Origin of the sequence: Lentilactobacillus kefiri, from assembly GCF_009739535.1 — a bacterium.
In the GTDB taxonomy this organism is placed as follows: domain Bacteria; phylum Bacillota; class Bacilli; order Lactobacillales; family Lactobacillaceae; genus Lentilactobacillus; species Lentilactobacillus kefiri.
This window is the reverse complement of sequence record NZ_CP029971.1, coordinates 1971421-1990672: the sequence shown is the minus strand read 5'-3', so window position 1 is coordinate 1990672 and position 19252 is coordinate 1971421. Positions and strand designations below refer to the sequence as shown.

Genomic DNA, 19252 nt, shown 5'->3' with positions numbered 1-19252 from the left:
TCCTGATCTCGTTTTAAAAATCCATTAGACAATTTCTTTTGTCATCGTTGAATTATTCATTTCAAAAATAATCATAGTTGACATTAAAATAATTGTCAACGCTGTTATGCATTACAACTTAAATTTACCAAGCTGATCGATAAAATGCTTGCTCTTTGGGACGACCCCAACGCTTCGCAAATAAATCTGGTCAAGCACTTCCCGCAACGACTTTTTGGTTTGGTCATTGACTTTGATATGGGTCAGCTTTTTAAGATCTACCACAGAAAATAAACGCAGGTAGTAAATCGTCCGGGCATCTAAATGCATCCGGTACGGGTCTTTATTCCAGTGGTTACTGCACAATAACCCACCATAGGCTTCGGAATAATCAAACGGCAGGTCGGTTCGATGGCAAATGACACAGTCGACCCAGTCGGGCGCAACCCCGTATGCATTAAGCAGCTGAACCTCAAAAATGTTGGTAATGATTTGTTCATCAAATCCTTCATCAATGAGATGCAAACCCGTCAATAATTTGTCATACCAACCGGGAATTGCCTCCCCATCCGGATACGCCATATCAATCAGCGACATAATGTAGGTTGCATAAGCATTTTTAGTGATATCTTCACTAATGTTTTGGAAATGTTCCAAATGCTTATCGTTCATGATATAAGAAAGGCCGGAGTCTTTGATGTCACCACCATAAAGGCCGTATGTAAACGGTAAAACTGCCGCCCGCATTTTGAACTTTGGCCGTTTGGCACCCCTTACCAGAAACATCTTTTTGCCGAACTCCTTGGTCAGAAATTTTATCAGCAGGTCGTGTTCCCGATAGGCTTTTGTATATAGCAAAATACCGTTAAAATCCGTTCGCTGACCATTTGACAAAATCACTCACCTCTAATAATTATCTTTACGGTAACCATATGAATTTAACAAGTTGGCTTTATCACGCCAATGAGGCTCAACCTTAACCCAGAGTTCCAAGAAGACCTTGTTGCCCATCATGTTTTCAATATCTTTTCTGGCAAGTGTTCCGATCTTTTTGAGCATCGATCCACCCTTGCCAATGACAATTCCCTTTTGGCCGTCACGTTCAACAATAATTGTTGCCCGAATTCTCAAAAGACTCTTTTCAGTCTTGATACTTTCGACAACCACTGCGGTTGAATGGGGAATTTCCTGACGGGTTAATTCCAATACTTTTTCACGAATTAATTCTGAGATGACGAACCGCTCAGGGTGATCGGTTACCTCATCAGCAGGATAATATTGGGGACCATTTGGCAATTCTTTAATCAAAGTATCAACTAATTCGGGAACGTTGTTGCCTTGAAGTGCCGAAATTGGATAAACATCTTTAAACGGCAGTGCATTCTTATATTGCTCAATGATCGGCATAATATCATCTGGTGAAATTTCATCAATCTTATTAATCAACAGATAGATTGGCTTGTCGACATTCTTGAGCTGGTCAATGATAAAGTTGTCACCGGCACCACGATGTTCTGTGGCGTTAACCATGAATAAGACCGCGTCAACTTCTTTTAAAGCAGACAGCGCAGAATCCATCATGAAATCACCCAGTTTATTTTGTGGTTTATGAATTCCGGGTGTATCGATGAAGACAATTTGGGCATCCTTGGTTGTATAGACACCTTGAATCTTATTTCTGGTTGTTTGTGGTTTGTCACTCATGATCGCAATCTTTTGGCCGATCACTCTATTTAAGAAAGTTGACTTACCAACGTTTGGTCTGCCGACAATGGCAACAAAGCCTGAATGAAAATCTGGATTATCCATTTTTTACCCCTCTTATTTCAATAACGTCATGAATCTGGGAACAAAAATCAACATGCCGATGATAACAGCAAAAAGTGCCGACAGTAGGACACCACCGGCAGCCACATCCTTCGCACGCTTGGCCAAGAAGTCAAAATGATGGCCAACAATCAAGTCAACAACATTTTCAATAACCGTATTTAGGACTTCGGAACCAATGACAGAGAAAAATGCGGCAAACAGCCATAGCCATTCGTTGATACTGATCTTCATAACGATTGCAAATGTTAAGACAACAATTGCGACAATTAAGTCGATCCGGAAATTGCGCTCTTCTAAAAGAAGTCGCTTAATACCGTCAAGCGCATGACCGACTGATTGAAGAAATGATTTGTTCTTATCCAATTGTGGTTTTTGTTTATCTTTTGAGTCCATAAGCATTTAAAATCTCTTTTTGAAGCGGAAACATCACGTCCGCGTCAGCTTTCTTCATATGATCGTAGCCGTTTAGGTGTAAGAATCCGTGAACACAGAGAAATCCCAGTTCGCGTTCAAACGAATGACCGAGGTAATCCGCTTGTTCAGCCACCTTGTCGACAGAAACAAAAATATCGCCAATGTTTTCAGGAATGGCCTCTTTTAAAGACTCATCCATGACAATTGGAAAATCGTCTGCATCGTCACTATCATCTTCGATTGCGAAGCTGATAACATCAGTAGCCCGGTCAACACCCCGGTATTTTTTATTGATTTGATGAATTTCATCGTTATTCACAAGGGTGACCGACATCTCAGTATTGTCAGCCAAATGAATGTAAGATCCGGCAAAATCAAGAACGTCGCGGATCAACTTTTGATCCTTTTCAGGGACCCCTTTTTCAGTTTTATCATATATTTCTAAATCCATTAAGTTATTCCCTCAAGTCTTTTGTAAAGTTAATGGCCACTTTTTTCGTACGCAGTAATAATTTTTGCAACAACTGGGTGACGAACAACATCTTTAGCCGTAAAGGTCACAAACTCAATTTGATCAATGTTCTTTAAAATCTTTTGAGCGGTTACCAATCCACTGGCAGAATGTTTTGGCAAATCAATTTGTGAAATATCACCATTGACAATCATTTTAGATCCAAATCCAAGTCGGGTCAGGAACATCTTCATCTGCATGTTTGTCGTGTTTTGAGCTTCATCCAAAATCACAAACGCATTATCAAGTGTTCGGCCACGCATATAGGCCAATGGGGCAATTTCAATTGTTCCGCGATCCATAAGCCGTTCAGTGTGTTCTGCACCCAAAATTGAATGAAGAGCATCGTAAATTGGTCTCAAATATGGATCAACTTTTTCTTTCAGGTCACCCGGCAAAAAGCCCAGGCTCTCACCTGCTTCAACAGCAGGTCGGGTCAAAACAATCTTGTCGACGGTTCCCTTCTTGAGAGCAGCGATCGCCATGACAACTGCCAAATAAGTCTTACCGGTTCCGGCAGGACCAATTCCAAAAGCAACGTCATGGTGTTTAATTGCCTGAATATACTGTCGCTGTCCAAAGGTCTTTACACGCACAGCCTTGCCTTTTGCATCTTTTATAGGGACTTCATTGTAAAGGTCTTTAAAGTACTCCAGCGTGCCATTTTGAGCCATATTCATCGCACTAATGAAGTCACTGCTGTTAATATTAATTCCCTTTTGAATTAACGAGAGAATATTCTCCAAAATATGCAGCGTAATGCTGACAGGTTCATCCTGACCAGTTACTCTCAGCGAATTGCCAAAGACATTGATGGAGACATCCATTCCCTCTTCGATGATTGTAATGTACTCATCTTGAGCACCGACAATCTGCAATAATTCGTTTGGGTCGGATACAATAAACTCTCTTGTAACTTGTTGAGTATCAGCCAAGTAAGTGAGCTCCTTTTCATTGTCATATTTATTCAGATACTACCACAAAGTTGGCAGTATCCTAACAGAATTCTAGCTTTGTAGCTGTTTCTTAACTAATTTGTTAATAACGCTGCCGTCAGCCTTGCCTTTAACTTTAGGCATAATAGCACCCATTACTTTACCAAAGTCAGCCATTGATTCTGCACCAATTTGTGAAATTGTGTCATTGACAATCTTTTCAACTTCATCTTCTGAGAGTTGTTTTGGCGCATATTCTTCAGCAATCTTCAACTTGGCTTCCTGGTCTTTTACGAGATCCTGGCGGTCGGCTTTTTTAAATTCTTCCAATGATTCTTTTTGCTGCTTAATTTCTTTTGTGATAATGTCATTGATTTGGTCTTCGTTTAAATCATGGTTTCCATCTGCTACTTTGGCGTTCATAATTTGGGCCTTGATTCCGCGAATTACACCAAGTCGGACTTTGTCACGAGCCTTCATGGCATCTTTCATGTCAGAAAGCAATTTATCATATACACTCATCAAAGTAACCTCTTTTCAGTTAATACTTAAATTTTAACATTAAAAAAGATCAGAGACTAATAAACATTAGCTCCGACCTCTATAATCGCTATTGATTAATAACGACGTTTCTTCTTATTGTTACGCTTACGTGCTGCTTCAGACTTTAATTTACGCTTAACACTTGGTTTTTCATAAAACTCTCGTTTACGATATTCCTGTAATGTACCGCTTTTAGAAACTGTACGTTTGAAGCGTCGAAGAGCATCATCAAGAGACTCGTTTTTACGAACGACTGTCTTTGCCATATGAAATTCCCTCCCTCCGAGCTTAAATGTAACTGTTTAATCAACACATTAAGTGTTTTCTAAAACGGTTCGAAGTAAATTATACATATTAATCGATATATCGTCAATGATTTAAGATAAAAATGATACTTCATGTTAATATTTAGTTAGTAAATATAATTTTAGGGGTTATTTATCATGCAAACTCAAAACGTTTTTATTATATCAGATTCAAGCGGTGCAACGGCTCAGACAGTTGCGCAAACCGCCCTGTCACAGTTTCCAGACATTAAAGGCGAGATCCGGCGCTTCCCATTTATCCAAACTGATTCGATTTTAAGGGGAATTTTAAAGATTGCCTTAAATCAGCATGCGATGATTTTCCATACGTTGGTCAATACCGATCTCAGCAAAATGGTTCAAAGCTTCTGCAAGGAAAACGGCCTTTCGGACTTTGACTGTGTTCAATCACCAATGAACATGCTGAGTCAATTGACGGGTCAGCAGCCGGCCCACGTTCCCGGATTAATTCATGATTTAAATCAAAATTATTTCGAGCGAATCTCCGCAATTGAATTTGCCGTCGAAAATGATGACGGTAAAAATCCAAAGGGACTTCAAGAGGCCGACATTGTGTTGCTTGGTGTTTCAAGAACGTCTAAAACGCCATTATCATTATACTTGGCAAATCAAAACCAAAAGGTTGCCAACCTGCCAATCGGCCCTGAATTGCATCTTCCGGACGAAATTCACGATATCGACAAGGATAAGATGTTCGGCTTGTTAAACACACCCGAAAAGCTCAGCAAGATCCGTAAGCAGCGAATGATTTCATACGGCATGAATCCTGATACGCCTTATTCTGATCCAAAGCATATCAAGACTGAATTGGAATACGCAAAAAAGCTGTATCGTAAGATTGGTTGTTTGACAATTAATGTCGCAAACAAGTCAATCGAAGAGACAGCTACCATCATTTTGGAAAGTTTAAATTTGAATACAACAGAATTTGAAGATTAACAAGCAGCCGGTATCAATATGGCTTGCCTGCCTTCATATCTTCAATAATGTCGGGATTAAATTTCTGCTTTTTAAGCATCGCAACTTCATAACCGTGAGGATTCCACTTAATCTTTTTGTTGTCGGGATCCTTCAAAACTGGCGTTTCCATTATTTTGGGAACGCTTTTTAGTTGGTCATGATGAGCAACATAATTGAGGGCGTCAAACCCGATTGTCCCCAAACCAATGATTTGATGACGATCTTTGTGGCTACCCTGCTCATTTTTGGAATCGTTTAAGTGAATGACCTTAAGTCGATCCAGCCCAATGATGTGATCGAACTCGTTTAATACACCGTCAAAATCATTCTTGATATCATAACCGGCATCGCTGGTATGACAAGTATCAAAGGTAACGGCTAATTTGTCATTATTTTGAACCTTATCGATAATCTCAGCCAACTGTTCGAAAGTGACACCAACTTCCGTCCCCTTGCCTGCCATCGTTTCCAAGGCAATTTGGGCATGCTGGTCATCAGAAATGACTTCGTTAAGCCCTTTGGCAATTTGATTAATTGCCTTTTCAGGTCCGGCACCCACATGAGCACCCGGATGCAAAACGATTTCTTTAGCGCCAATTGCTTCAGCACGTTTGATTTCCTGTTGAAGAAATTGAACGCCAAACGTAAAGTTTTGCGGCTTCAAAGTGTTGCCAAGATTAATAATATAGGGCGCGTGAACAACGACTTCTTTTAAGCCGTTGTCGGCCATAAACCGCTTACCCGCATCAGCATTTAATTTTTCAATCGGTTTTCGAACGGTATTTTGAGGAGCTCCCGTGTAAACCATAAAAACATTCTCACCATATGAGGCAGCTTCTTTGGCCGAACCCAGAAACATGTCCTTGCCGTTCATACTGACATGAGAACCAATTAAAAATGTATCATCACTCATTTCGTTTTCCTCCCTGTAAAATCAGTTGACTAACCTTCTCAGAGGCCTGACCGTTTTCCCATGAGCAGAACTTCCTGTTGAATGCCTCAAGATTGGTACTAAAGTCAGTAAAGCTTCCGTGGTCAGTATAATCCTTTAAATCCTGATAAAATTCATCAGTGCTTTGAGCCATCGGTCCGGGGAGATTATCCTGATTATAATCAAAGTAAAATCCTCTCAGTTGATCTCGATAATGAATCAAATCGTAGGGATAGAAAAGCATTGGCCGTTCCAGATTGGCGAAGTCAAACATCACTGAGGAATAATCGGTAATCAATAAGTCGGTAATCAAATACAACTGATTAATATCAACATCGGCAAAAATTCGAACCCGATCTTCATATCCAGAAATATCAATCCTGTCCTTAACCAGGTAATGCGGCCGAATGACCAACATCGTATCCGGAGAAACCCGCTTAAAGAATTCGTTCAAATCAAATGGCAGGTTAAACTTATACTGTCCCTTTTCAGAAAAGCTGTCATCGCGCCAAGTTGGTGCATACATCACAACTTGTTTAGGTTGAAAACCAAACAGCTTTTGCTTAATAGTGGCAATCTTTTCTGGTGTATTTTCAGAATATAGAACATCATTTCGTGGGTAACCAATATCCAAAAAACGGCCAGCGTATTTAAAAGCCGACTTGAAAATGTCATGAGAGTACTGGTTGGGTGCGATTAAATAATCCCAACGAGCAGCTTCATCCACAAATTCCTGATGGTATTCAGCTGTCGTACTACCGGGAATTTCGACGTTGGCAATATCAACACCCAGTTTCTTTAAGGGCGTCCCATGCCAGGTTTGAATAAACGTGGTCTGTGAGTTTTTCTTCCACCACTTTGGCATTCGGGAATTCATCACCCAAAAGTCTGCTCGGGCAATGTATTTTACCCACCCTGGCGTAAAGCGTTTAACAAATTGAATGTCAGGATATAATTCTGATAATTTTCGATACTCACTCGGCTTTACGCTGAAATAGCAGCGATTGCGAGCACCAGGATCATCCGACAGCAGTTGTTTGTATATAGCAAGTGGGTTGTCACTGACATCCTTGCCGTTAAAACTTTCAAACAAAACGGTCTCTTTTTTAACCGGCATACAAATAAACCCATCGTTCATCACGATGAGTATTATGCGGGCTATAAGTTTAATAAAATTGATCATTGAACGTTTCAAAAACTCACCCTCAAAGCTAGATTAAATCAACAAATCTTGATCTGAATTTATAGTGCAAATGAGAACCAACCAATAAGAAGAACAGGATCATTCCCCAAAAGACAAGGGTCAAAGTTGGCTTTTGCCAGAACCATGCGGTCCCAAGCATCCCATCACGGAATCCTGAAACAACATAGAAGAATGGGTTTAACTGCAAGATATGAACGAATGGTGCCGGAAAGGCATCAGTCTGGAAGTTAAACAATACCCCGGACATATAAAACAGCATCCGCATCAACGATTGGAGCAGGATTCGATAATCCCGAACCAAAACAGAGATTGTCGAATTGAAGATTCCAAACGCAATCAGCCAAGCGATCATGCAAATGAAGTAGTAGATCCATTGAATCCAGTAAATCGATGGTGTCACTCCGTAGAGAAAACCAATGACGATTGAGAAGACCAGCATTGTCCAAAAAGCACTTAAGTTACTGACAATCTTAATGGTTGGCAGCACACTAACGGGAAATTTCATCTTGGAAACCATCCCGACACGTTGGTAGATACTCTTGGAAGCATCAAGAGTCGCACGGTTCATAAAGAACCAAGGCGTGATCCCGATAACCATCCAAACCAGGTAATCAATCCCGTGGGTGGAGTTTCCGTGCTTTAATCCAATACCAAACACCAGCCAATAAATTCCGATTTGAATCAATGGGTATAAATATTCCCAAATTAATCCGAGATAATGACTTTGGTATTCAGCTTTATCTTCGTATTTTGAAATTCGAAAAATAATTCCAATATTTAGAAATTGTTCTTTTATTAAAGTACTGACTTCTTTCAATGTAAGGCACTCCTTAATTAGACTCTAAGAATTTGACGTAACGATCAATGACTCGTGCAGTCGCATGGCCATCATTATACGTATTCCAGTGTTGATTAAACTTTTCAAAGTTAACAGCTTTTGATTCGGCAATTTGTTTTCTGAGCTGCTCGACCTTATAAACCGGCTCTACCGGTAGCCAGTCGAGAAAATCATCTTGAATTCCCGGATCCTTCTTGTAACTGTCAATATCAAACATAAAGAAAATCATCGATTTGGCATTCGGCAATAAGCTGAAGTCAAATGCAACGGAAGAATAATCAGTTACAAGCGTGTCGGCAACTGCCAGTAAATCACTGGTTTCAAGTTCATGATAAAACTTGATTTTGGGATTGCCAATCCGTCTCATTGACACTTCGCGGTCTCTCAACACAGGATGCAATTTGATTACAACCACAGCATTCGGATCCGCAACCAAGGCACTGCCAAGCCCCTTGGGCAGCTTAAAGTCCTGATGGGCACGATAAGTTGGCGCATACAGGATAACCCGGCGATTCTTTAATTCGGGAGCAGAACGATAAATTCTTTCCCGAGCTTTCTGTTGCCAATCCTGACTCAAATATTGATCAGATCGTGGATAACCCAGCAACTGAATTTTGTCGAAGTCTTCGTGATAACTGTTAACAAACACTTGGCCCATCGCTTTGGAGGCAACAATATACTCATCAAAGTGGTCATAGACCTTTTGAAATCGTTTCTTATCAGAAGAGCTCCGCTGTTCAGTCGTTGGATCTTGCCAGCCGAACTTCTTAATCGCACCATCAGCGTGCCAAATTTGAACGATCTTTGTCGATGGCAGTTTGATCAAACCACCTAAAAAAGCATAATAGTTGTCACAAATAATCAGCTTGGCCGACATCAGCAATGACACGTCGCTCAAGACAAATTTTAACCCATCGCTAAATGATCGTGTATTAATGCCAAAAGCTGCCAAATCAGTAGCAGCCGCTTCTGTATTGGAGCGGTATAACACATATAATTTATATTTATGTGGCAGTTTCTGCGCCAGTTGCTTAATAAAATCAACATTATCGCTGAAACTCATCACATAAACAATTTTATTTTTAGACCGCCAAACATTCATCATTGAAAATAGCTTGATCAGCCATAAATAGACAACTTTCAAAATTTTCACCGTATTTCAGTAATTTGTGATCACACACAAAAAATATTATAACATAATCCTTCTGGAGAACTAATTTCTTAGGAAATCTTTAGAAACATCAGCTAAGGCTTCGGCTCATAAAATCGGCCAAGAATTTTGACCGAATCCGATATGCTTGCGAATGCATTCGGATCAGATTCCAGCAGTGCCTCTTCAAGTTCCCCCATTTCATAACGTGAAATGACGGTAAACAAAATGGTCTTTGCATCATGGCGATAAGCCCCTTCGGCGTTATGAACAATTGTGATTCCCCGTCGCAAATGATTTTGAACACTATCAATCACTGTGTTGGGCCGATTTGTAATAATCATCACCTGCATTCGCTGTTGCCGAGTATATGTCATATCCATGACCCGGGCGTTGACAATCAAACTCAAGACTGAATAAAACGCATAAGGCCAGCCATACATAATCCCCGCCGAAAGAATAATCAACGAATTAAAGGCAATATTAATGGTTCCGATGGAATTTCCGGTTCGATGCCGGATAACAATCCCTAAAATATCAAGGCCACCGGTTGAAATACCATTTCTCAATGCCAAGCCAGTTCCAAAACCATTAACGGCCCCACCAAAGATCGCACAAATAATTGGATCATGCGTCAGTGGAATCGGCTTTAACAACTGAATCATAAAACTGGAAAGAAAAACCGTGACAATGGTGAAAATGGTGAATTCATGGCCGATTGCGCGCCATGACAACAAAAATAATGGCAAATTAAGCAGAAAGAGTGCAAGTCCAGTTGAAATTGTAAACGGGAATGCCCGGGTGGAAATGGTATTCAGCAACTGGGCAAATCCAGTGACACCGGACGAATAGATATGTCCAGGTGTCCAGAAAAAATTAACCGCGATAGAAACTAAAATTGCATAGAAAAATGAAGTTGAAATTTTGGTTACGTAGGTATGCCTACGCATTAATTTGGAAACATCATCCATAAAATAAAACCCCTTCGAATACGATTTGAAGTCCATGCTTAATGATAAACGTAAATGACAAAAATAACATTAAAAATCCTGTAATCAATGAATAGATTACAGGATTTTAAGAAATTAATTTAGTTTAAAAACTGTTGTCTACTTTTTGTCATCAGGCTTGGCAACAAACAAACCAAGATCTTCAAGCTGTTTAGTAGCAACAGGTTGTGGTGCACTGGTCAATGGTTCAACAGCCTTCGAGTTCTTAGGGAAGGCAATCACGTCACGAATGTTTTCAGTGTTGGCAAGCAAACGGACGAAACGATCCAAACCAATTGCCAGACCACCATGAGGTGGAAAACCATAATCCAAGGCATTCAGGAAGTAACCAAACTGAGCTTCGGCGCTCTCTTTGGTAAAGCCAAGTGCTTCGAACATCTTTTCTTGAAGGGCTCTGGTATGGATACGAATTGATCCACCACCAAGTTCAAGACCATTCAAAATAATGTCATAACTTTGAGCGTATGCCTTATGTGGATCTTCACCCTCGTTCATCAAGTAGTGAACATCGTTTTCATTAGGCATGGTGAATGGATGGTGAGCAGCAACGTAACGCTTTAAATCAACATCCCATTCAAACAATGGCCAGTTGACAATCCATAAGAAAGCAAACTTGGATTCGTCAATCATGTCCTGTTCCTTGGCAATTTCAACACGGAGATATGCCAATGTGTTGGCAACAACCCGGCTGTTATCAGCAGCGAACAATAACAAGTCACCAGGCTTTGCTTCGGCCTTTGCTAAAATCTTTTCACGCAAGTCAGGATCCTTGAAGAATTTGGCAATTGGACCGTTAAAGCCGTCATCAGTGACCTTAAACCATGCCAAACCTTTAGCGCCAAATCGTTCAACGTATTCGGCAAACTTGTCGAGATCTTTACGTGAATACTTTTCAGCACCACCAGGGACGGCAATTGCCTTAACTTGGCCGCCATCTTTAACGGCACCAGAGAAGACTTTGAAATCAACATCTTTCATAATATCTGAAAGATCCTTGAGTTCCATTCCAAATCGGACGTCGGGCTGATCGGTACCAAAGCGGGCCATTGATTCATCCCAATCCATTCGCTTGAATGGCAGCTTAACATCGATTCCCATTGCATCTTTCATAACTTTGGCAATGAAGCCTTCAGTAACATCTTCAATTTCTTCCTGATCGGCAAATGACATTTCCATATCAATTTGGGTAAATTCAGGTTGACGATCACCACGTAAATCCTCATCACGATAACAACGGGCGATTTGGTAATATTTATCAAATCCGGCACCCATCAGCAATTGTTTAAATTGTTGTGGTGATTGTGGCAATGCGTAGAATGAACCAGGATATACACGTGAAGGAACCAGGTAATCACGGGCACCTTCAGGAGTTGACTTGGTCAAAGTTGGGGTTTCAATGTCAATGAAACCATTTTTATCAAAGAAGCTGTGGATTGATTGAATAATCCGGTTTCTCAGCAAAATGTTTTTTTGCATTTCGGGACGACGAAGATCCAGGTAACGATATTTCAGCTTCAAATCTTCTGAAACGTTAATGCCGTCTTGAATATAAAATGGCGGTGTTTTGGCAGTTGCCAAAATTTTGGCTGAGGTAATATCAACTTCGATCTTACCGGTCTTCATCTTCGGGTTAATTTCTTTAGGATCACGGGCAACAACCTTACCCTTGGCTTCAACAACGAATTCGCTACGAAGCTTATCGGCAACAGCCAATGCATCCTGGCCAAATTCCTCACTAAATACCAACTGAACGATTCCTTCACGGTCTCGCAGTTCGATAAAAATCAAGCCTCCAAGATCTCGACGCTTTTGGACCCAACCTTTTAACACGACTTCCTTGCCGATGAGCTTTTCATCAACAAGGCCAGCATAAGTGGTTCTCTTCATGTCTAATCAATCTCCTCATCATCTGTAAAATATTTGGCAATGATATCATCAAAGTCCTTGAAAATTGAAGCAAGTGAAACGGTAACTTCTTTACCTGTACGCATCTGTTTAACATTGGCTGTCTTATTCTCCAACTCACTCTCACCAACGGTAATTGTGTATTGAGCGTTCAACTTATTAGCCGTCTTAAACTGCGCTTTGGGTTTCCGATCAAGATAATCCCGATCAACAGCAAAGCCGTCGGCACGCAATGCCTGAACAATTTGAAGGGTCAAGACGCTGGTTTGTTCACCAATTCCAACAACATAAGCATCCAGTTGATCAAGGACTGGGAACTTAACGCCCTGGGCCTCCATCAATACCATCAAACGCTCCATGCCAAGGCCAAAACCAATTCCGGGCATTTCAGGTCCGCCAAGCTGCTCAACCAAGCCATTGTAACGGCCGCCGGCACAGATAGTTGTGTATCCGTCGCCAAGGGCCTTTGAATCCACCATAATTTCAAAGATTGTGTGGTTGTAGTAATCCAGTCCCCGAACCATATCCGGATCGATGACGTAAGGAATATTCAAAGCTTTGAGTAAGCTCTTAACACGATCAAAATGTTTTTGGGATTTTTCGTCAAGATAATCCAAAATTGAAGGTGCATCTTTAACGATTTCCTTATCGCGTTTATCTTTACTATCAAGCACTCGGAGTGGATTCTTGTGAAGCCGAACTTTTGAATCATCACTCAACTCATCAAAGTGTGGATCAAGATAATCGATTAAAGCTTGACGATAAGCATCCCGGGATTCTTGATCCCCAAGGGTGTTGATTTCAAGCCGCAGGTTGGATAAACCAAATTGCTGCAGCAAATCCATCCCCATAGCGATGACTTCAACATCTAATTCGGGTTCGTCACTTCCAAAAGCTTCGACACCGATTTGATGAAATTCACGCTGACGGCCTGATTGTGGTCGTTCATATCGGAACATCGAACCCATGTAAAAGACTTTAACTGGACGTGGATGTTCCGGACCATACAATTTGTTTTCAACGAAGGCTCGAACAACCCCTGCAGTCCCTTCAGGACGAAGGCTCATGTGTCGGTCACCTTTATCTTTAAAATCATACATTTCTTTTGTTACAACGTCGGAAGTATCACCAGACGTTCTGGAAAAGACATCAAAGTTTTCAAACATTGGTGTCCGAATCTCTTGATAACGATAATCGTTAAACAGCATCCGGGCAGTCTCTTCGACGTAATTCCACTTTTGAGCTTCGCCTGGTAAAATATCAGCCGTTCCTTTTGGTCGTTGATATCTCATAATTGTTTCCTCCCACTTTTATTTCCGAAAAAAAAGACCCCTGTCCGAAGACAAGGGTGCAATGCGCACGGTACCACCTTAATTATTTCTCAAGGATAACGCTCGCACGAATAGCATTTCGCTATTAACCATTATTAGCAAAAAGTGTCACTTCGAAATAATTGACGCACTCTTTCACCAAATGAATGCTCTCTGGAAGCCAACCATAACGATAGTTCTTTTTATCGGTTGAATGTTTAACTGTCTTTAAGATTAGCGTAACCTCACTGAAATGTCAAGAGAACATCGACATGATTTCTAATCCCACTAGCCTCTTTTAGCGTTTTCAACTATAATATTATTATTTGAGTGAGGGAATAGACTTTGAAAAGAATTTGGGAAAATAAAAGCTGGATCGTGGCAACCCTGGCAATCATCATCACTTTTGTGATATTGATTCTTTCGTTGGAAGCCAATTCAGTGACCGTAAAGGTTAATCAATTAAATATTCGAAGCGGCCCTTCCGTGACCTACTCCGTTAGGGCAAAAGTTAAGCAGGGCCAACGCCTTCAGGTCATCAGTAAAAAGAGCAACTGGATTAAAGTGATCTACAAACACAAGACAACCGGCTGGGTCGCAGCTTGGTTGGTTCAAAACAGCAACGTGCAAAACGTCACCCGCCTGTCGGAGGCGACAATCGTACTGGATCCCGGCCACGGCGGTTCAGATACCGGTGCCCTTTCGATGTCCGGCCAGCCCGAAAAAAAGTTTACTTTACAGGTTGCCAAACGTGTTGAACGAAAACTTCAGGCAAGGGGCGCCCGGGTTGTGATGACGCGGAGTTCCGATAAAACAGTGCCGTTAGCTGCCCGACCGGAAGTCGCCAACTCGGCGTCAGCCAACATCTTTGTCAGTTTTCATTTTGATTCGTCGGATGAAAATAACGTTGCCTCCGGATACACCTGCTACTTCTATCACGATGGTGATTCAAAACAGTTGGCTGAATCGGTTAACAAAAAGATGACCAACTTACCAGTACCGTCTCGGGGAACTGAATTTGGCAATTTCCTGGTAATCAGAGACAATTCAGTTCCGGCCATTCTGATTGAAGGCGGTTACATCAACACCAGTAAAGACTTCAAGCAAATTAAAAGTCCAGCCTATCAAAAAAAGCTTGCAACCGATGTTGTCAACGGAATTGCAAACTATTTTAAAAATCACAATTAAATTATTTATTGGTCAGCCAAGGAACCAGTTCGTTAATCTCGGTTACCCGAATTTCAGGGTTCCCGGAATCAACAATGGTTCCATCCGGATCAAACAAACACGAAGCGATATTTGCATTGTGTCCCGCAGCGACATCAAGCTTGCGGTCACCAATCATAATCGCTTTTTTTCTATCAACATTGTTGGTTTTAATCAACCAATTAATTGAATCAGGCTGGGGCTTTCGCGGAAAGTTTTGATCAGAAGTGACAAAATCACTAAAGTAATCCAGTAAATCAAACTTCTTGAGCATGGTTTTAGCCTGATCGTCACGATGGGTGAGTAAAAAGTTCCGACCGTCCATCGAGGTTGCTAAATCAAGGACTTCTTTAGCCCCCGGAAATGGTAAGGCCGTTTCAATCATTTTTGTCTGATACGTTTTGTTAAGCTTACGGAGCTTTTTTTCGTCAATCCCATAAAAGGCCGAAAACTTTCTGATCGCTGTTCCAACGTCATGTTGACGCATTGTGACATAGATTTGATTCTGGTCAATTTCCACATCATCAACCCCTAAATCACGCAATGCCTGCATAAATGCTTCCACCATCTTTGGATACGTATCAAAAAGCGTTCCATCAAAATCCCAAAATAATTGATTAATCATTGTGCACTCCTTAAAAAAGCCGAATCTTCACGATTCGACTTTTATTTTTATCTAAATCATTTGTTATCTGTGTCAAAAAGAATGGTAACCGGACCATCATTTTGAATATTGACCAGCATGTCGGCACCAAATACACCGGTTTGAACATCCAGTCCAGTCTGTCGCAAACTTTCATTCAACTGCTCATAAACTTTGTCTGCGTGTTCCGGCTCACCGGCTTTGGTAAAACTTGGCCGATTGCCCTTCTTGGTATCTGCATACAAAGTGAACTGGGAGATGGATAAGATTGCGCCGTTAACGGCATTAATATCCAAATTCAATTTGCCATTATCGTCTTCAAAGACCCTTAACTTACTGATTTTATGGGTTAAATAGGCAACTTCTTCGTCACCATCGCTATCACTTACCCCAACCAGCAAAACGAATCCTTTGCCAATTTTGCCATGAACCTGACCATCGATACTGACGGATGCTTCTTTCACTCTTTGTAATACGACTCTCATCCAGCTAAACTCCTATCTGAATTTTCGTTCAACCAAATAAACATCGTGAACGTTTTTAATAGCACCAATTACCCGTTCCAACTGTTCAAGGTTGCGGACGCCAACGACCAGTGAAATTGTGGCCATCTTATTGTTATCAACCTGACCGTTAACAGATGACACCGTCTTGGTAGCTGAATTAACAGCGGTCAAAACGTTGGTCAATAATCCCGATCGATTGTATCCCTGAACGGAAAGACTGGCATCGTACATAGCTCGTTCTTCCGGATTGTCAGCCCAAGCGACTTCAATCAAACGTTCACCGTTTTCTTCGGCAGTTCGAATGTTTGGACAGTCAACCCGATGAATAGAAACCCCACGGCCTTTGGTAATGTAACCAACAATCTTGTCACCCGGCACAGGTGTGCAGCAGTGACTCAAGCGAACCAACAAATTGTCGACACCTTCAATGACAATTCCGTTGGAAGACTTGCGCTTCTTTTGCTTCTTGGCAGTCTCCGTATCTTCGGAAATTGTCTGATGGCCTTCAAGGACTTCCTTTTCGGCCTTATCCTGACGTTCCTTTTTAAGCTGGGCACGGGCGTCTTCGGTCAATCGGTTAATAACCCCGGTTGGCTGCACGTCACCAAAACCAACCGCTGCCAATAGATCGTCAGCGTGTTGATAATGCATGTTATTGGCTGCTTTTTCAAGTTTATCCGGAATCATGATCCGGTTGGGCTCAAATCCAGCTTCACGAAGTTTTCGTGAAATCAGATTCTTTCCCTCTTCAATGTTCTTAGTCCGATCTTCTTGTCGGAAGTACTGCTTAATTTTATTTCTTGCTCGCCGGGTATGAACCAACTTAAGCCAATCACGACTGGGACCGGCAGAACCGGTGGCAGTAATAATATCGACAATATCACCGGTCTTTAACTGATGATCCAGGGGCACAATTTTGCCGTTTACCCGCGCACCGGTGGTGTGGTTTCCAACTTCGGTATGAATCATATAAGCCATATCAAGTGGGCCGGCACCCTTGGGAAGTTCGTAAACATCCCCCTTGGGAGTAAAGACATAGACGTGATCGCCAAATAGTTCCCCTTTGACACTGTCCATAAAGTCGGCGGCGTCATCGGTATCTTCTTGAAGCTCGATAATTTGTTTAAACCAGTTCAGCTTATTGTTATCCTGAGAACTTTTAACCGCGCTGGTAATGCCTTCCTTGTATGCCCAGTGAGCAGCAATACCAAATTCAGCAACTCGGTGCATTTCTTCCGTTCGAATCTGCACTTCCAGCGGCTTGCCTTCAGGGCCGATAACGGTTGTATGCAACGATTGATACATGTTGGCCTTAGGCATTGCAATATAATCTTTGAACCGTCCGGGCATTGGCTTCCATTCGGAATGAATGGCACCTAAAACCGCGTAACAGTCCTTAATTGAATCCACAATTACCCGAATGGCCAATAGATCATAGATTTGGCTGAACTGCTTATGCTTTTCAACCATTTTCCGGTAAACAGAATAAATGTGCTTGGGACGGCCATAAATTTCAGCCTTAATTCCCAGTGCAGAAATTGCCTGCTTAACTTCCTTAATCGCCTTATCGATATAATCCACCCGTTGATCTCGTCGTGAGTTCATCAAATGAACAATTCGATAATATTGCTGTGGGTTGAGGTAACGTAATGAAATGTCCTCAAGTTCCCACTTGATAGTTCCAATACCTAAACGGTCGGCAATGGGTGCATAGATTTCCAAGGTTTCACTGGCAATGCGGCGCTGCTTATCGGGACGCAGTGACTTAAGCGTCCGCATGTTATGCAGCCGGTCAGCCAGCTTAACGATCATGACCCGGATATCTTTACACATTGCAAGCAATAACTTTCGGTGGTTTTCAGCCAGCCGTTCTTCGCTTGATTTGTATTTAATTTTAGACAGCTTGGTAACCCCGTCGACAATCAGCGCGATATCGTGGCCAAAAAGCTCTTGGATGTCGCTTAAAGTGGCCCCGGTATCTTCTACTACATCATGCAGAAAACCGGCTGAAACCGTCTCAGGGTCCATATGCAGGTCAGCTAAAATACCAGCCACTTGGGTTGGATGCGTAATGTAGGGTTCGCCCGATTGACGTTTCTGGTATTGATGGGCAATTTTTGCAAATTTATATGCTTTTTTAACCTCATCGACATGTTCTTTATTCATGTACTCGGAAACTTTTTCGATTACATCGTCTGGAGTCCAAATTTTCGTTGCCATTCTACCAACTCTTCTCTCATCTGCCCGGAGGCGTTCATCAATTAATCTTTATCATAATAATATCATTGTTGTCAACGTCATTCAGCTAACTAGATCAGTTCGGTCAAGACAGAAACCGCGCTCAAAAAATATAACGGAGCGGTTTCGGTACGCATGATTCGGGGACCAAGGCCGGCCAAAACAAATCCATTTTCTTTTAAAAGTGAAATTTCAGATTCACTAATGCCACCCTCAGGGCCAAAGACTGCCACAATCGATTGGCCTGGTGAAGTCTGCCTGACAGCTTTAACCAAATTCGCTTCTTCACCGACTTTGGCAGACTCTTCATAGGCAACCAGCTTGGTATCGAAATTCATTTGGGTCAATGCTTTAAGCCCATTCAAATAGGCAACTTCAGGAACCACATTTCGATGGGATTGTTCGGCAGCACTTAACGCGACCTCGTTCAGTCGGTTAATTTTTTTCGATGCTTTTTGATCCCACTTAACAATTGACCAGTTCATTGGCATAAAAATGACTTTTGAGACACCCAGTTCCGTCGCCTTTTGGACAATCCACTCAGGCTTGTTACCCTTTGACAGCCCACTGACGATCGTCACGTTGACAGGCAGCTCAACATCTTTATTCGTTTGTTCAGTCACCACTGCGGTGATTTGATTGCCGTCAAGCTCACTTATTTTGGCTTCAAAGACTTGATGCTCGCTTGAAACCAGTTCAAATTGGTCACCCACCTCAGCCCGCAAGACTTTCCCCAAATGATGGGCAATCTCTTTTGGCAGCTGAACGGATTGGCCGGTGGTCAAACTTTTGTTTAAGAAATAGTGCTGCATC

20 protein-coding genes are annotated in these 19252 nt (G+C 41.7%); 2 read left to right on the top strand and 18 right to left on the bottom strand.

Annotation, left to right across the window (positions count from 1 at the left end):
- Window positions 1-111 precede the first annotated feature (111 nt).
- The 7 genes from recO to rpsU form a co-directional block, all read right to left on the bottom strand.
- Window positions 112-873, bottom strand: coding sequence for a DNA repair protein RecO (gene recO / locus DNL43_RS09475; protein ID WP_054768895.1), 762 nt, complete (start codon window positions 871-873; stop codon window positions 112-114).
- 12 nt (window positions 874-885) lie between these two features.
- On the bottom strand, window positions 886-1788 hold the full coding sequence (era, locus tag DNL43_RS09470; RefSeq protein WP_057962849.1) for a GTPase Era: 903 nt from the start codon (window positions 1786-1788) through the stop codon (window positions 886-888).
- A gap of 12 nt (window positions 1789-1800) precedes the next feature.
- Window positions 1801-2208 (bottom strand): diacylglycerol kinase family protein, encoded by a 408-nt coding sequence (locus DNL43_RS09465; RefSeq protein WP_095344829.1) that lies wholly within the window; start codon window positions 2206-2208, stop codon window positions 1801-1803.
- Window positions 2186-2674, bottom strand: a complete 489-nt coding sequence (gene ybeY, locus DNL43_RS09460) for an rRNA maturation RNase YbeY (RefSeq protein ID WP_057962850.1) — start codon at window positions 2672-2674, stop codon at window positions 2186-2188. Before ybeY ends, DNL43_RS09465 begins: the two co-directional genes overlap by 23 nt.
- 29 nt (window positions 2675-2703) lie before the next feature.
- Complete coding sequence (locus tag DNL43_RS09455) at window positions 2704-3669, bottom strand: PhoH family protein (protein WP_057962851.1); 966 nt, start codon at window positions 3667-3669, stop codon at window positions 2704-2706.
- Window positions 3670-3741: 72 nt separating this feature from the next.
- Window positions 3742-4191, bottom strand: coding sequence for a GatB/YqeY domain-containing protein (locus tag DNL43_RS09450; RefSeq protein ID WP_054768897.1), 450 nt, complete (start codon window positions 4189-4191; stop codon window positions 3742-3744).
- A 95-nt stretch (window positions 4192-4286) separates the two neighbouring features.
- Entirely contained in the window at window positions 4287-4478 is a 192-nt protein-coding gene (gene rpsU, locus DNL43_RS09445) for a 30S ribosomal protein S21 (RefSeq protein WP_035177572.1), read from the bottom strand.
- Window positions 4479-4655: 177 nt separating this feature from the next.
- Between rpsU and DNL43_RS09440 the strand changes: the two genes are divergently transcribed.
- A complete protein-coding gene (locus tag DNL43_RS09440) occupies window positions 4656-5477 on the top strand; it encodes a pyruvate, water dikinase regulatory protein (protein ID WP_054768969.1) in 822 nt (273 codons plus the stop codon).
- A gap of 13 nt (window positions 5478-5490) precedes the next feature.
- On the opposite strand, the gene DNL43_RS09435 is transcribed toward DNL43_RS09440, so the two are convergent.
- The 7 genes from DNL43_RS09435 to hisS form a co-directional block, all read right to left on the bottom strand.
- Window positions 5491-6411 (bottom strand): deoxyribonuclease IV, encoded by a 921-nt coding sequence (locus DNL43_RS09435; RefSeq protein ID WP_095344850.1) that lies wholly within the window; start codon window positions 6409-6411, stop codon window positions 5491-5493.
- Window positions 6404-7624 (bottom strand): CDP-glycerol glycerophosphotransferase family protein, encoded by a 1221-nt coding sequence (locus DNL43_RS09430; RefSeq protein WP_057962852.1) that lies wholly within the window; start codon window positions 7622-7624, stop codon window positions 6404-6406. The genes DNL43_RS09435 and DNL43_RS09430 overlap by 8 nt, the downstream gene beginning before the upstream one ends.
- Before the next feature lie 16 nt (window positions 7625-7640).
- A complete protein-coding gene (locus DNL43_RS09425) occupies window positions 7641-8450 on the bottom strand; it encodes an ABC transporter permease (RefSeq protein WP_054768970.1) in 810 nt (269 codons plus the stop codon).
- Window positions 8451-8463: 13 nt separating this feature from the next.
- On the bottom strand, window positions 8464-9615 hold the full coding sequence (locus DNL43_RS09420; RefSeq protein ID WP_095344848.1) for a CDP-glycerol glycerophosphotransferase family protein: 1152 nt from the start codon (window positions 9613-9615) through the stop codon (window positions 8464-8466).
- Between the two features lie 101 nt (window positions 9616-9716).
- Window positions 9717-10592: a YitT family protein gene (locus DNL43_RS09415; RefSeq protein ID WP_057962853.1), complete on the bottom strand. Its 876-nt coding sequence runs from the start codon at window positions 10590-10592 to the stop codon at window positions 9717-9719.
- A 138-nt stretch (window positions 10593-10730) separates the two neighbouring features.
- Complete coding sequence (gene aspS / locus DNL43_RS09410; RefSeq protein ID WP_057962854.1) at window positions 10731-12518, bottom strand: aspartate--tRNA ligase; 1788 nt, start codon at window positions 12516-12518, stop codon at window positions 10731-10733.
- Window positions 12519-12520: 2 nt separating this feature from the next.
- On the bottom strand, window positions 12521-13828 hold the full coding sequence (gene hisS, locus DNL43_RS09405) for a histidine--tRNA ligase (RefSeq protein WP_054768971.1): 1308 nt from the start codon (window positions 13826-13828) through the stop codon (window positions 12521-12523).
- 363 nt (window positions 13829-14191) lie between these two features.
- Here hisS and DNL43_RS09400 point away from each other — a divergent pair, with 363 nt between their 5' ends.
- Entirely contained in the window at window positions 14192-15034 is an 843-nt protein-coding gene (locus DNL43_RS09400; protein ID WP_056982623.1) for an N-acetylmuramoyl-L-alanine amidase, read from the top strand.
- A gap of 1 nt (window position 15035) precedes the next feature.
- On the opposite strand, the gene DNL43_RS09395 is transcribed toward DNL43_RS09400, so the two are convergent.
- The 4 genes from DNL43_RS09395 to DNL43_RS09380 form a co-directional block, all read right to left on the bottom strand.
- Complete coding sequence (locus DNL43_RS09395) at window positions 15036-15677, bottom strand: HAD-IA family hydrolase (protein WP_054768972.1); 642 nt, start codon at window positions 15675-15677, stop codon at window positions 15036-15038.
- Between the two features lie 56 nt (window positions 15678-15733).
- The gene (gene dtd / locus DNL43_RS09390; protein ID WP_056982621.1) at window positions 15734-16180 is read right to left on the bottom strand and encodes a D-aminoacyl-tRNA deacylase; all 447 of its coding nucleotides are present in this window, start codon (window positions 16178-16180) and stop codon (window positions 15734-15736) included.
- 12 nt (window positions 16181-16192) lie between these two features.
- Window positions 16193-18421, bottom strand: a complete 2229-nt coding sequence (locus DNL43_RS09385) for a RelA/SpoT family protein (RefSeq protein ID WP_056982620.1) — start codon at window positions 18419-18421, stop codon at window positions 16193-16195.
- 89 nt (window positions 18422-18510) lie between these two features.
- Window positions 18511-19251 carry a 16S rRNA (uracil(1498)-N(3))-methyltransferase gene (locus DNL43_RS09380; RefSeq protein WP_056982617.1) on the bottom strand — a complete coding sequence of 247 codons (741 nt, stop codon included), beginning with the start codon at window positions 19249-19251 and terminating at the stop codon, window positions 18511-18513.
- Between the last annotated feature and the right edge of the window lies 1 nt (window position 19252).

Bases quoted from the DNA above. Each gene is read 5' to 3' on its own strand.
- DNL43_RS09450 (WP_054768897.1), bottom strand. From the start codon at position 4,191: ATGAGTGTATATGATAAATTGCTTTCTGACATGAAAGATGCCATGAAG.
- dtd (WP_056982621.1), bottom strand. From the start codon at position 16,180: ATGAGAGTCGTATTACAAAGAGTGAAAGAAGCATCCGTCAGTATCGAT.
- DNL43_RS09435 (WP_095344850.1), bottom strand. From the start codon at position 6,411: ATGAGTGATGATACATTTTTAATTGGTTCTCATGTCAGTATGAACGGC.
- DNL43_RS09465 (WP_095344829.1), bottom strand. From the start codon at position 2,208: ATGCTTATGGACTCAAAAGATAAACAAAAACCACAATTGGATAAGAAC.
- rpsU (WP_035177572.1), bottom strand. From the start codon at position 4,478: ATGGCAAAGACAGTCGTTCGTAAAAACGAGTCTCTTGATGATGCTCTT.
- DNL43_RS09440 (WP_054768969.1), top strand. From the start codon at position 4,656: ATGCAAACTCAAAACGTTTTTATTATATCAGATTCAAGCGGTGCAACG.
- era (WP_057962849.1), bottom strand. From the start codon at position 1,788: ATGGATAATCCAGATTTTCATTCAGGCTTTGTTGCCATTGTCGGCAGA.
- hisS (WP_054768971.1), bottom strand. From the start codon at position 13,828: ATGAGATATCAACGACCAAAAGGAACGGCTGATATTTTACCAGGCGAA.
- DNL43_RS09380 (WP_056982617.1), bottom strand. From the start codon at position 19,251: ATGCAGCACTATTTCTTAAACAAAAGTTTGACCACCGGCCAATCCGTT.
- DNL43_RS09395 (WP_054768972.1), bottom strand. From the start codon at position 15,677: ATGATTAATCAATTATTTTGGGATTTTGATGGAACGCTTTTTGATACG.
- DNL43_RS09385 (WP_056982620.1), bottom strand. From the start codon at position 18,421: ATGGCAACGAAAATTTGGACTCCAGACGATGTAATCGAAAAAGTTTCC.
- ybeY (WP_057962850.1), bottom strand. From the start codon at position 2,674: ATGGATTTAGAAATATATGATAAAACTGAAAAAGGGGTCCCTGAAAAG.
- DNL43_RS09415 (WP_057962853.1), bottom strand. From the start codon at position 10,592: ATGGATGATGTTTCCAAATTAATGCGTAGGCATACCTACGTAACCAAA.
- aspS (WP_057962854.1), bottom strand. From the start codon at position 12,518: ATGAAGAGAACCACTTATGCTGGCCTTGTTGATGAAAAGCTCATCGGC.